General features: G+C 63.4%; 11 protein-coding genes and 1 pseudogene. 5 read left to right on the forward strand and 7 right to left on the reverse strand.

Annotation, left to right across the window (positions count from 1 at the left end):
* Both WEA77_RS13350 and WEA77_RS13355 read right to left on the reverse strand, forming a co-directional pair.
* Positions 1-237 (reverse strand): annotated as a pseudogene (locus tag WEA77_RS13350) (N-acetyltransferase); the annotation flags it as partial.
* A gap of 2 nt (positions 238-239) precedes the next feature.
* A complete protein-coding gene (locus WEA77_RS13355) occupies positions 240-725 on the reverse strand; it encodes a DUF2141 domain-containing protein (RefSeq protein ID WP_368068376.1) in 486 nt (161 codons plus the stop codon).
* 146 nt (positions 726-871) lie between these two features.
* Between WEA77_RS13355 and WEA77_RS13360 the strand changes: the two genes are divergently transcribed.
* The 4 genes from WEA77_RS13360 to WEA77_RS13375 are packed head-to-tail and all read left to right on the forward strand — an operon-like array spanning position 872 to position 4,978.
* A complete protein-coding gene (locus WEA77_RS13360; RefSeq protein WP_368068377.1) occupies positions 872-2,053 on the forward strand; it encodes an LptF/LptG family permease in 1,182 nt (393 codons plus the stop codon).
* Entirely contained in the window at positions 2,050-3,102 is a 1,053-nt protein-coding gene (locus WEA77_RS13365) for an LptF/LptG family permease (RefSeq protein WP_368068378.1), read from the forward strand. The genes WEA77_RS13360 and WEA77_RS13365 overlap by 4 nt, the downstream gene beginning before the upstream one ends.
* The gene (locus WEA77_RS13370) at positions 3,099-4,064 is read left to right on the forward strand and encodes a diacylglycerol kinase family protein (RefSeq protein WP_368068379.1); all 966 of its coding nucleotides are present in this window, start codon (positions 3,099-3,101) and stop codon (positions 4,062-4,064) included. The genes WEA77_RS13365 and WEA77_RS13370 overlap by 4 nt, the downstream gene beginning before the upstream one ends.
* Positions 4,061-4,978, forward strand: a complete 918-nt coding sequence (locus WEA77_RS13375) for a hypothetical protein (protein WP_368068380.1) — start codon at positions 4,061-4,063, stop codon at positions 4,976-4,978. The genes WEA77_RS13370 and WEA77_RS13375 overlap by 4 nt, the downstream gene beginning before the upstream one ends.
* Positions 4,979-4,990: 12 nt before the next feature.
* On the opposite strand, the gene WEA77_RS13380 is transcribed toward WEA77_RS13375, so the two are convergent.
* From WEA77_RS13380 to WEA77_RS13400, 5 genes are all read right to left on the reverse strand, one after another.
* Positions 4,991-6,187: an aminotransferase class I/II-fold pyridoxal phosphate-dependent enzyme gene (locus WEA77_RS13380; RefSeq protein WP_368068381.1), complete on the reverse strand. Its 1,197-nt coding sequence runs from the start codon at positions 6,185-6,187 to the stop codon at positions 4,991-4,993.
* On the reverse strand, positions 6,180-6,428 hold the full coding sequence (locus tag WEA77_RS13385) for an acyl carrier protein (protein ID WP_368068382.1): 249 nt from the start codon (positions 6,426-6,428) through the stop codon (positions 6,180-6,182). Before WEA77_RS13385 ends, WEA77_RS13380 begins: the two co-directional genes overlap by 8 nt.
* Complete coding sequence (locus WEA77_RS13390; RefSeq protein ID WP_368068383.1) at positions 6,425-7,393, reverse strand: NAD-dependent epimerase/dehydratase family protein; 969 nt, start codon at positions 7,391-7,393, stop codon at positions 6,425-6,427. Before WEA77_RS13390 ends, WEA77_RS13385 begins: the two co-directional genes overlap by 4 nt.
* 18 nt (positions 7,394-7,411) lie before the next feature.
* Complete coding sequence (locus tag WEA77_RS13395) at positions 7,412-9,151, reverse strand: fatty acyl-AMP ligase (RefSeq protein ID WP_368068384.1); 1,740 nt, start codon at positions 9,149-9,151, stop codon at positions 7,412-7,414.
* 253 nt (positions 9,152-9,404) lie between these two features.
* Positions 9,405-10,718: a lipopolysaccharide biosynthesis protein gene (locus tag WEA77_RS13400; RefSeq protein WP_368068385.1), complete on the reverse strand. Its 1,314-nt coding sequence runs from the start codon at positions 10,716-10,718 to the stop codon at positions 9,405-9,407.
* A gap of 264 nt (positions 10,719-10,982) precedes the next feature.
* Between WEA77_RS13400 and katG the strand changes: the two genes are divergently transcribed.
* The coding region (gene katG / locus WEA77_RS13405; protein ID WP_368068386.1) for a catalase/peroxidase HPI at positions 10,983-12,788 on the forward strand (1,806 nt) is incomplete at its 3' end.

Below are 12,788 nucleotides of genomic sequence, written 5' to 3' on the forward strand. Positions count from 1 at the left end.
GACCTCGTCGCCGCGCCGGGCCAGCAGCATTTCGCAGGTCATGCGGGCGAGCGCCGGATTTTGTGCGGGGTCGATCTGGGCGGCGCGCTCGAACCGGAGCGGGGCGCGCCATTCGGGCAGGTCGCGGTAGGCGCGGTAGGGCACATCAAGGAAGGCCTTGCGGTCTGACGCCGTTGCGACCTTGCGCACCGAGATGGCGGCGCCGCTGTCAGGACTACCGGGAAGATTGGTGTGCACGTTCATTGCTTCAACACGAGCCGGATGCGGGTTGTTTCCTTGCCGGCCAAAAAGGCGGCGTCCTCGAAGCTAGGCATGCGCAGGCGCAGTGGCTGGTTATTCGAGAGGGCGAAGGGTTCGGCCGGCAGCATGTTCCATCGGCGCGCGAGGTCGCGGTCTGCATCTACGTCATGGTAGGCGGCGAGGGCGTACATACCTGCGGACTTGAGGTTGAAGCAGACCGTCTGCGAATCGGCTTCGGCAGGGACGCGCACCCGCTGGATTCGCGACGACTTGCGCAGGAAATCGTTCTTGCTCGGCCTGTACAACTCTACGGTGAGTATTCCCCTGGCCTCGACGCCCGTGACCAGCACTTCCAGCTGCGGGTCGTGGCTGCCGCACCTGGCGGGGGCTTCGTGTGGGCGGATATCCAGCTTCGGGCTCGTATCTGCCATGGCGACAGCAGGCAGCGCCATAAATAAGATGAGCAGAGCCTTGCCAACGCGCATCAACACATTCCTATTGTGGCACATTGCTTACGATTGCATCTCAGTAATGCCAAGGCGGCGCCTGGATCAATGGAAGGGCTCAGCGTTCGGTGAAGCGGCCTGCTGAAAGCAGGGGCGGATTGGTTTCAAGAGGTGCAATAGCAGGTATGATCGCCAAGCTGGATCGTTACCTGATCAGAAGCCTGGTCGGCCTGTTCGCGGGTCTGACAGTGCTGGCTATTGCGCTGTTGCTGCTGGAGCGGCTCATCCGGATTATTGAAATCGTCTCGGGATCGTCGAGTACGGCGGTTGCGGCGGCCCTGATGGTGGCGAACCTGATCCCGCACTACCTGGACCTCGCGATACCCGGCGCCTTCCTGATTGCGATGATCGTGACCATCGATCGGCTGAGCCGTTCCGGGGAAATCGTGGCGCTGATGGGGGCGGGCGTGTCGCTCTACAGGATTGTGCGGCCCTATGTGGGTTTCGCTATGATGCTGGCGGTGCTGTCCCTTCTGATCTCGGGTTTCCTGCAGCCCCTGTCACGCTACAGCTACCGCCAGATCGTGCACAATATGCAGCACGAGTCGGTGATTACGGCTTTCCAGGAACGCAAGTTCGTGCAGTTCGATGGCCGGATTGTCTGGACCGACAGCGTGGCGCCCTCGACCCGGCGCCTTGGCCAGACCTTCATTCTCGAGACCAGGCCAGACGGATCGCGGACTTTTCTGACGGGCGGTTCGGGCCGGTTGACCGAAGTGGCCAGCGGCAAGTGGGTGATCACGCTCGACCAGGGCTCCGGCGGCACCATTGGCCGGCAGGGGACCATCGATGAGGGTGACCGGCTGGATTTCAGCGAGCTCACCTGGCCGATCAATTCCGAGGGCGGCGACTTTCGCCCGCGAGGCGGTGACGAACGCGAGCTGTTCCTGCCGGAGCTTTTGTCGGTTGAGCAAACCGACCGGTCTGGGAATGTGGATGCAGTGGTCGCGGTGGCCGACTTTCACGACCGGACGAGCCGGGCGGCGCTGCTGATCGTGATGCCTTTGATTGCGGTCATCCTCGGGCTCAACCTCGGACGCATCCCGAGATCGAGCGGGGTCGTGCTGGGCATCCTGTTTCTGCTCGGCGTGCAGAAAGTGTTTGAATACCTGCTGGCGATCGGCGGCGAGGGCAGCGTACCTGCCTGGGCCGTTTTCTGGCCGTTTGTGGCGCTGATCTGGGTCGTGGCGCTGCTTCTGTTCCAGAGGCTGGCTACACGGCGGCTGTTGTTTGGCGGCCCCAGGATCAAGTTGCAGACGCGGGCGGCTTATCTTGCCGGTGACGGCCGGAAGACACCCTCATCATGAAACATATTCACCGCTACCTTTCGATACTTTTTCTTCAACGGCTGGTCATTGCCGTGCTGGCGATGGTCGCCCTGCTGGGCGTGCTCGATGCGCTGGGCAATGCCGACAAGCTGCCGGATGGCGCTGGGTTTGCCGGGCAGATGCGGTATATGTGGCTTCGCCTGCCGATCCTCTTTGACCGGACCATCGTGTTCGCCCTGCTGCTGGGCGTGCTGCTGACCTATGCGTCGCTGTTCCGGCGCAACGAACTGGTGATCATATCGGCGGCCGGCGTGTCGATTTTCGGGCAAATCCGCATGCTGATCCCCGCAGTATTGCTGGCCGGCATCGTCTCGGCCGTGGTGATCGACCGTGCCAGCCCGCCGGCGAGCGCGGCGTTGCAGAACTGGCTGGGCAGTGAGGTTCTGCAGGAGGATTCACAAATGCCGGAGCGGCTCTGGCTGTCCGACGGTCCGCGCTTGATTGAACTTCAGGGGTTGCAGGATGATGTGCTGTCCGGGATCACGATCTTCGAGCGGGATGCAAGCGGCACCGTGATTTCAATCACCACCGCGGACAGTGCGCGACCGGTGAAGGGTGGTTGGGAGCTTTCGGATGCCCGCCAACAACGGTTTGACGGCGAAGAAATGCAGTCAGACAATTTCCTGCCAAGCCCTCAAACGCCAGGGAGTGTCCGCAAGCTGCTGACCGAGCCCCGCGACATGTCCTTTGCCGACCTGTTGGCCTTCAACGAGATGCGCGGCTCCGGAAGCCGTCCTTCGAGCGCCTATCTTCTGTGGGCGCTGAACCGGCTGTCTCTGCCGCTGACCTGCCTCGGATTCCTGATCCTCGCCGTGCCGATCATGCAGCTTTATGGCCGCCGCGACAGCAGCGACATGGCGTTGGCCACCGGCATCGCGGCGGGGTTTGCCTTCATGGTGGTGGACGGTGTGCTGAAGACGCTGGCGGAGAACGGGAATTTCAGCGCGGTGGCGGCCGTCCTGTTGCCGACGATGGGATTGATACTCGCGGGGATGTGGCTGGCGCTGCAGAAGGAAGAACGGAAATGAACGCGCCCGTAGGGCTCGTCTTCAATCCCCGCAGCCACTGCGTCCAGCGCAAGGGCTCACTTCTGGAAGCTGCGGCTGCGAGTATTCCGGGCGCACAGCTTGTGCGGCTCGACGACTTTTCCAATCTCGACGCACAGATGACAGTGCTGGCGAACGCCGGCGTCCGGTCGGTATTCGTGGAGGGGGGCGACGGCACGTTGCAGGCGGTACTGTCCGCATGTTTTGCGCTGCACGCCAGGTTTCACGGCCTGCCTGAGTTTGCGGTACTGCCGGGCGGCAGTACCAACCTGGCCTACAAGGTGTGCGGCCTTCGGCTGCACGAGCCCGAACAGATCGTCGATTTCATCGCGCGCTTTCGCCATGACGGCGCGTCGGTGGCCCGCGTCTACCAGTCCGGTTTGCGGGTCGAGAGCGCGGCGCTGGCCAAACCGGCGATCGGGATGTTGCTCTCCACCGGATCGCTGGCGCGGGTGATGCTTTATGCGCAGCGCGAAATCCTTGGCGAGGGCGACCGGGGCTCGCGCGCCGTGGGTGAGGCGGCAATGCGGTTTGTTCTGTCCCCTGAAAGCCATCTCGACGAAGACGGACTTCCCTTGCTGCGCGCCAGTGCGATGGTGGCGAACTGCAAGGTGTTCCGCCTGCAGGGTGAGCACACGATGAGCCTGATGACGACGCTGCCGTCGCTGAGCCTGCGACTTAAGCCGTTCTGGGGTGATGGCAACGCGCCGATCGCGATGACCCATGCTGAGTGGCCGATACGCGGCCTGCGCGCGGCCTTTCTGAAGGTCATCGCGGGCTGGACCGGGCCGCAGATGGTGCGTCACGGCCTGACCAGCCACCGGACCGATGCGCTGGACCTGATCTACACCGGCCCGGTGGTCCTCGACGGCGAACTCCTGCCCGCGCCGCCGGATGGACGCATCACGATCAGCGTGAGCCAGCCCATCAGCTTCCTCAGATGATGCGCGACGATGTGATTGAAGGATTGCGCGCCATCGTGCGCGATGACCAGGTGCAGGTCAGCCGGGCCGCCGCGGCAGTTGCAGAGGCCATCCGCGTGCGCCATCCGGGCGCGGTGCGCGGCCTCGTGTTTTATGGCTCAGCGCTGCGGCAGGGCGAACAGTCCGAAAAGATGTTGGACTTCTACGCTATCGTCAGCAGCTACCGCGCCGTGCACGGCAACGGCCTCAAACAGCTGGCATCGTTCCTTATTCCGCCGAGTGTACATTTCCTCGAGATCCGGGATGAGGCGGGCAACCGTTTGCGCAGCAAGTATGCCATCGTGTCCGAAAAAGCCTTCCACCGGCGCACCCGGGGCGGTGCGTTCGAGACAATGTTATGGGCACGCTTTGCCCAGCCCGCGACGGTGATTGCCGACGATCCGGACGTTCACGCAGCGCTGATGGATACGCTCGCCTTCGCATGCCTGAAGCTCGCGGACGAAGCACGGCCCCTTGTCAAGCGGCCGTATGATTCGCTGGAGCCCTGGGTGCGGGGACTGGCGGCAAGCTACCGGACAGAGCTGCGACCTGAGAATCCGGACGCGCGGGCGCGCGAAATTGTCCTCCGGTTCGAGGAACGCTATCGTCGCCTCTCTGCGCTTCTGTTTCCGGAGAACCGTCCGGAGGCGGATGGTCTGAGCCGCATGTTTTGCCGGGCGCGGTGGATAGCGCGACAGGTCGCGGGAAAGCCGATGGGTGCAATCCGCGTGCTGAAGGCTGCCGCGACTTTCGATGCCGGGCTCGACTACATTCTGGAGAAGATCGAGAGCCATTCCGGTGTCCGGCTCGAGGTCACCGAGAAGGAACGCAAGCGCCCCGTGCTCAATGCGCCGATGCTGGCCTGGCGGCTCTACCGGGCCGGCGCGTTCCGCTGAGGGCGAAGGGTCTCAGCCGTTGAGACTGCAGAAGGCGGCGAGGATCTGGTTGATCTCCTCTTCGCTGTGCGCGGCAGACACGCTGAGGCGAAGCAGGGATTTCGCGTGCGGCGTGGCGGGCGGAACAGCGAGGTTCACATAGATGCCCGCGTCCATCAACTGGTTCCATTCGCGCACGGCGGTCATTTCGTCCGAACGCGGAACCGCGATGATGGGACCCGGACCGGAAGCAGGTGTGAAGCCGCCAGCGATCAGCCCGGAATGCAACTGATGTGCACGCTCCCAGAGGATTTTGCCGAGGTCCACACCTGTCTCTATCTGTCTCAGAGCTGCACGTGCCGCCGCCATATTCGACGGCGAACCGGACGCCGTGAAAAGATAGGCGCGGCTGGCAAAGCGCGTGTAGTCAAACTCCGGATGGCGAGACACGCAGAATCCGCCAATCGAGGCGAAGCTCTTCGAGAAGGTGCCGGACAGAAAGTCTATCTGGTCCAGTACGCCTTGGGCTTGCGCGATGCCGCGGCCGCGTTCGCCATAGCAGCCGACCGAGTGGGCTTCGTCAACATAAAGCAGGGCGCCATGCTCGCGGGCAACGGCAACAAATTCGTCGAGCGGGGCAACATCGCCGAGCATCGAGTAGAGGCCTTCGACAACGACGAGGCGGGAACCTTCTTCCGGCAGCCGCGCGAGGCGCCTGGCAAGGTCGTCAGGGCTGTTGTGACGGAAGCGGATGGTTTCAGCGTCGCTGAGGCGGCAGCCATCATAGATGCAGGCGTGGCTGTCGGCATCGATCAGCAGGTGGTCACCGCGCCCGACGAGGGCGCTGATGGCAGCAAGATTTGCCTGATAGCCCGTCGTGTAGACTATGGCGGACCGGGCGCCGAAATAGGCTTTCAGGTCCTCTTCAAGCAGGACGTGCTCGGAGAAGGTGCCATTGGCGAGGCGGCTGCCAGTGGTGGCCGTGCCGTGCTCGTCGATGGCGTTCCGGGCGGCGGCCTTGACCTCGTCGGAATAGGTCAGGCCGAGATAGTTGTTCGTTCCGGCGAGTATGATTTCCCGGCCGCCGACGAGGGCGCGGGTGGGGGAGAGGATATCCTCGAACACCATCCCGAAGGGCGTCTTTCCAAGGGCCGTAACAGCCTGAAAACGCTCTACAAGCTTGTCGAATTTCGAAAAAATGTCTTTTTTCTTCACGTCACTGTCAAACATTGGCCAGCTGCCTGATGGTTGCGACAAGGTCCCGGACAGTGTCGATGTTGGAAGCTTGCTCGATCGGGAAACTGATATCGTAGAGGTCTTCCAGTTCCATCACGATGTCAAATATCTCGACGGAATCGATCTCGAGATCTGCCCCGATACGGGTTTCCGGAGTGATCGTGATGCCGGTATGGCTGCGTGCGGACAGCACTTTGGAAATTTCATCAAACAAGGATGCCTGATCGAGTTTCACGTGTCACTCCCGTACGGTTGGCGGCCATCGCCCCCGGATTGCCTACCAGATGCCAGAAACGGAGCAAGGCACCGTGCCAGTGTTTCCTGCAGTTGGAGCGGCGCGTCGATCTGCGTTTCGGCAATCCAGTCGCCGGAAAGCATCTCTCTGACCTTGCCGCTGGAGAAGACCTGCGGGTTGGCGCTTATCGTGCCAGCAAAGTCCGCGAGATAGCCTGCCCCCTGCATCAGGAAAGGGGGCAAATACAGTTTCCGGATGCGCCGGCCGGTCACCCGCGCGGCGCTGTCGGCGAGGTCGTCCCAGCCGACCCTGAGATGCCCGGCGGGCGTGAGTAACCGGTGCCCGCCGGCAGACACGGCGGCGAGGGCCTGCAGGTACCGGGAAAGGTCCAGCACATCCATCATCGAGAAACGGAAATCGCCGGCTCGCCCGCCCGGGATGGGCAGCAGGCCGGCAGCAAGCAGCGAGAGGACCGGCTGGGTGGCCGTATCGCCGGGGCCGAGGATGGCGGGCGCGCGGACGATGGTCAGAGGCATGTCGCCGGCCTGCTCCCGGGCAAGGTGTTCGCTGTCAGCTTTTGAGCGGGCATAAGCGGAGACCTCAGGGCGCGAGGCGGTCAGGGACGAGACGTGGACGAAGTGGTTCACGCCCGCGGCGCGGGCGGCGGCGACGAGGGCGGCCGTCTGCTGCGCGTTGACCGCGTCGAAAACCGCCGCGCTCCTGGCCCTGGTTACGCCGGCGAGATGGATCACGACGCCCGCGCCCGCGGTAAGGCTTTGCAGTGCGGAGATGTCGGTGAGTTCGCCGCCAATCCAGTCGAGGCCGGGCTGTTCGGTGAGGCTTCGGTTCTTTTGAGCGCGCGCGAGGGCGCGAACGGACTGACCGCCGGCCAGCAGCATTGGCAGGAGGGCCTGCCCGACGAATCCCGTTGCTCCTGTCAGCGCGATACGGGGCCGGGCGTCCATCCTGTCAGATGGGCCTTGTCAGGGCGCGATGGCGGCAAGGCCGGCGGCGCCGCCCATATCGTTGGACCAGGCACCGGACAAATAGGCGTCACGTGCCCCGGCGCGGCTCAGCTTGCCGGAGCTGGTGACCGGCAATGTCTTTATACTGATCAGTTCAACCATGATTGGCACACCGGCTGCGGCACGTGCGGCGGCGGAAATGTCGCGGACCAGTTCTTCGCGGATTTCCGGTTCGCGGGCGCGGCACTCGGCGAGAAGAACGATGCGGGGTGAGCCGGTGTCGTCTTGCGTTTCGAAGGCGGCCGAGCGAGCGATGGAGCGGCCACCGGCCTTCTGCGCAATCCACTCGATGTCCTGCGGCCAGATGTTGCGGCCGTTCCAGAGGATCATGTCCTTCGATCGGCCGGTGATGACCACTTCGTCCTCGAGCCAGTAGCCAAGGTCTCCGGTATCGAGCCAGCCTTCGGCGTCGGTCAGCGGCTGAATGGGTTCGCCGACCCGGAAATATCCAGCTGCAATCGATGGACCGCGAACAAGGATGCGGCCGACCTGGCGATGTTCAAGTTCGTTGCCGTGTTCGTCGGCTATCATCACTTGCATAGAAGGAAGGGGGCGTCCGCACGCAACGAAGGTACGGTCGCCGCCTTCGCGGGTAAGGTCTGAAGCCGGAACAGCACGGTCTGAGTTCTGCATCCGGCCGAGATCGATCCGGTCTGTTCGAAGTCCGGCGTTGAGGGGTGCAAAGGCCACGGCCAGAGTGGACTCAGCGAGACCATAGCTGGGTACGAAGGCGGATGCGTTGAAGCCCGCAGTCGCGAACATTTCGCTGAATTCATTGAGGGCATCGCAGCGTACCATGTCGCCGCCGATACCGGCGGCGCGCCAGCTGGACAGGTCGAGCGGTTCACCGCGATAACGACGCACACAGAGTTCGTAGCCGAAGCTGGGGCTGTAGGAGAGGGTAGCCTTGTTCTCGCTGATCAGTTTCAGCCAGGTGCCCGGGCGACGGGCAAAATCGCTGGGCGAGAGCAGGTCGATCGATAACTGGGCATACATCGGTGCGATGAAGAAACCGACGAGGCCCATGTCATGGTACAGCGGCAGCCATGAGACGGCGCGGTCGCCTTCGCGCACCTGCAGGCCTTCCTGGATGATGGCGCGGCAGTTGGCCGAAAGGCTGGCCTGGGTGGCGACGATGCCTTTAGGCTCGCTGGTGCTGCCCGAGGAGAACTGGATGTAGGACAGCTCATTCGCCTGATGCGGGAATGCAGCGATCGACCCTTCGGGCAGGTCCGATCCGGACAGGTCGAGCACCGCGATACCCTCGGAGGCAACGGCCGCAGTGAGGATGTCGCGCAGCGCCTTGGGCGCGAGGACAGCCGCGAGGCCCGCACGGCGGACCATCTTGTTGACCTGCCATTCATAGGTCTGACGGCCACCAAAGGCGGCGGGTAGGCTGAGGGGCGCCGGAACGATGCCCGAATACTGGCAGGCCATGAATGCAATCAGGAAGTCCGGAGACGTCTCTGCGACCAGCCCGAGCCGGGAGCCGCGCGGGAAAGCGGCAGCGAGATGGCCAGCCATGGCGATGGCCCGGCTGCGCAGGTCAGCGTAGGGGAGGCTGGAAATCAGCCGGCCATCAGCGCCATAAAAATTGATCCCGGTCAGCCCCTTGGCTGCATAATCCAGCGCTTCACACGCCGAACCGAATGTTCCCAAGCGGGGACTTGTCCCTGCCGTCGTTACGGTTCGTACCAAAATGTACTGCCCCCGATCTCACGCCAAAGGCTGGCGATACGCCGCAATCGACCAGCATCAAACATGGAATTCACGCGAATGATACATATCGTCAAGTGAACTCTCGCAGAAGTATTACGTTTTGGACAGTTTCGTGTCGCGTGCGCTTCAGTTCGGGCGTTTTGTGACAAAGGCGCGGCGCCACTCCGGAAAATCGCTTGGGTGGGAATGGCTTCGCCGGGGTCTTCAGGCGGGGGTCTTCAGGCGGGAGTCTTCAGGCGGGAGTCTGGCCCGCCACACGGCGGAAGGCGGCGTACAGCAGCGCCACCAGAAGCAGGGAGGTCACGGCAGTGGCGGCGGCGGCCCCGATTGAGCCGCAGATCTTCACCATCCAGATCAGGAGCATCACATACAGGGCCGCAACGACGGCCCGGACCGCAAGGACCTGCCCCGGTCGGCCGAGCGCCACAAGCGCCGGCTCGATGGCTACACCAGCAAGCTCGAAGGCGGCCGCCAGCGCAAGGACGATCAGTACGGGGTAGACGAAGAGGTAAGCGTCGCCGCCCATCAGCTGGAGAGCCGGCCTGCCGAGCAGGACGACGATCCCGAGGGCAACCAGGCCAGACAGCCCGCCGATGATGCAGGCGCGCCCGACGGCGCGGCGGATCCCGGCGCGGTCGGTCACCGCCAGTTTGGCAAATTCCGGATAGATTGCCCGCGCCAGCGCAATAGTCGGCTTGTTCAGGGCGCCGGCGAGCTGGGCCGCGATCCGGAATCCGCCGGCCGCAACGGCATCGACGGCCCAGCCCACGGCGAGGACCGGGAACTGTTTCCAGACGAGGTTCAGCGAGGTCGTCAGGTTTGTGGTCCATGCGAATTTCCACAGGCCGTCGTTCTCAGTGACGACGCCGCGCAACCGGCCCCCCGGGACAGGCCCCTTGTGTCGGCGGCGCAGTTCGCGGACGCTGGCCCACCAGATAGCGATTGTGGTGACGAGTTCGGCGGCGGCCCAGGCGATCAGGTATCCCGCTATCGAAGCGCCGCTCAGCCAGGCGATGACGGCGCCGAACAGGCGCATCGCCGGCAGGACGGTCTCCGCATAGGCCGCAATATCAAAACGGTCGAACAGCCTGAGTATGCCAGTCGGCGCGCCGCGCAGGCCAAACAGGAGCGACAGGCTGAACAGGACTGCGATGTCCTGCTGGTCATTCGACCAGCCGAACTGCGCGCCGAAGAGATAGACGCCGGACACCGCCAGCAGCGCGCCCATGATGGCGGCGCCCAGATCGAGCAACGCCGAGAAGAGGATGATGCGGCGCAGCTTATCGTGCGCATTGCCCGCCTCGTGGATGGCGCCGTAGCGCACCACAGTCTGCCAGGACTGGAATTGCGCGAGGTTTGCGACGGCCTGGCCGTAAGAGAGGATCAGGGCAAAGATGCCGAACTGTTCTGCGCCAAGGCTGCGTGCCGCGATAGCCAGATAGATAAGGCTGAAGACGCCGCCAACGCCCTTGCCGGCCAGCAGCCAGCCCGCATTGCGAATGGCACGTTTGATCGGCCCTTCGGGTTGGCTGGGCTTCCTGGGCAATCTGCGGGTTCCCTGGCGTTCGCGGGCGTCTCTGGTGCGAACAGTTCGCTAATCACCTGATATGCCGGTATGTAGCAATGTTGAAGTGGCTGCACCTTGCAAAAAAATGGGAGGAAGGTTGGTGCGGCGCGCCGCAAGCGCGCGCGCTGCGCAGCCAGTGGCGTAACCTATACCTCGGCCTTGGAAAATCTATTTGATCTATAGTTTCGCCGGGGTGAGTTAGGCGCTACAGTTTCCCACAGTCTGACAAAAATCGGAGAGAACATGAGTACTGAAGCCAAGTGCCCTGTCATGCATGGCAGTGTGACGACGACCGCGCCGACGAATTCCGGCTGGTGGCCGAACCAACTGAACCTCAGAATCCTGCACCAGTACTCGTCACTGTCGAACCCGATGGGCCCGCAGTTCGACTATGCGGAAGAGTTCCAGAAGCTCGACTATGAGGCGCTGAAGAAAGACCTGCATGCGCTGATGACCGATTCGCAGGATTGGTGGCCTGCAGACTGGGGTCATTACGGCGGACTCTTCATCCGCATGGCCTGGCATGCGGCCGGCACCTACCGCGTCGGTGATGGCCGCGGCGGCGCCGGGATGGGCCAGCAACGCTTTGCGCCGCTGAACAGCTGGCCGGACAATGGCAACCTCGACAAGGCGCGCCGCCTGCTGTGGCCGATCAAGCAGAAATACGGCAACAAGATCTCCTGGTCTGACCTCCTGGTGCTGACCGGCAACGTGGCGCTTGAATCGATGGGGTTCAAAACTTTCGGCTTCGGCGGCGGACGTGCCGACGTCTGGGAGCCTTCGGAAGACGTTTATTGGGGTTCGGAAACCGAGTGGCTCGCTACGAGCGACAAGCCCGGCAGCCGTTACTCCGGTGAGCGCGAACTCGCCGATCCGCTGGCTGCAGTGCAGATGGGTCTGATCTACGTCAACCCGCAGGGACCGGACGGGAACCCGGATCCCTTGGCCTCGGGCCGCGACGTGCGTGAGACATTTGCACGGATGGCCATGAACGACGAGGAAACCGTCGCGCTGGTCGCCGGTGGCCACACCTTCGGAAAGGCTCACGGCGCAGGCGATGCGGCGCTTGTCGGCGCAGAGCCGGAAGGATCTCCCATCGAAGCGCTCGGTTTCGGCTGGGCCAGCAAGTACGAGTCCGGTCTTGGCGCACATGCGATCACCAGCGGCCTCGAAGGCGCGTGGAAGCCGAACCCGACGACCTGGGACAATGGCTATTTCGACGTGTTGTTCCGCTATGACTGGGAACTTGCGAAGAGCCCGGCCGGCGCACACCAGTGGCGCGCGAAAGATGTTCGTCCCGAAGACATGATCCCGGACGCGCACGATCCGTCCAGGAAACATGCGCCGATGATGACAACGGCCGACCTGTCGCTTAAGTTCGACCCGATCTACGAGAAGATCTCGCGCCGCTTCCACCAGAACCCGCAGGAGTTCGCCGACGCGTTTGCCCGCGCCTGGTACAAGCTCACGCACCGCGACATGGGGCCGAAAGCGCTTTATCTCGGCCCGGAAGTGCCGGGCGAAGAGCTGATCTGGCAGGACCCGGTTCCGGCGGTCAATCACGAATTGATCTCGGATCAGGACGCGGCGTCGCTGAAGGAAAAAATCCTGGCGTCGGGTCTGTCGGTCTCGCAACTCGTCAACACGGCATGGGCCTCGGCGGCTACGTTCCGCGGCGGCGACAAGCGCGGCGGCGCCAATGGTGCCCGCATCCGCCTTGCACCGCAAAAAGACTGGGACGTGAACGAGCCGGCGGTACTGGCCAAGGTGCTCTCGACCCTCGAAGGCATCCAGATGGCGTTCAACGCCGGCGCCGGTAACAAGAAGGTCTCGCTGGCAGACCTGATCGTTCTTGGCGGCAACGCGGCAATCGAAGCGGCGGCAAAGAATGCCGGCCGGGATGTCAAAGTGCCGTTCAGGCCCGGCCGGACGGATGCGACGCAGGAGCAGACCGATGCTGCCTCGTTCGCACCGCTTGAGCCGACCTCGGATGGCTTCCGCAACTACAAGCGCAAGGCAATCCAGCGGCCGGCAGAAGAGCTGCTGGTC

It is taken from the genome of Hyphomonas sp., from assembly GCF_040882205.1.
GTDB lineage: Bacteria > Pseudomonadota > Alphaproteobacteria > Caulobacterales > Hyphomonadaceae > Hyphomonas.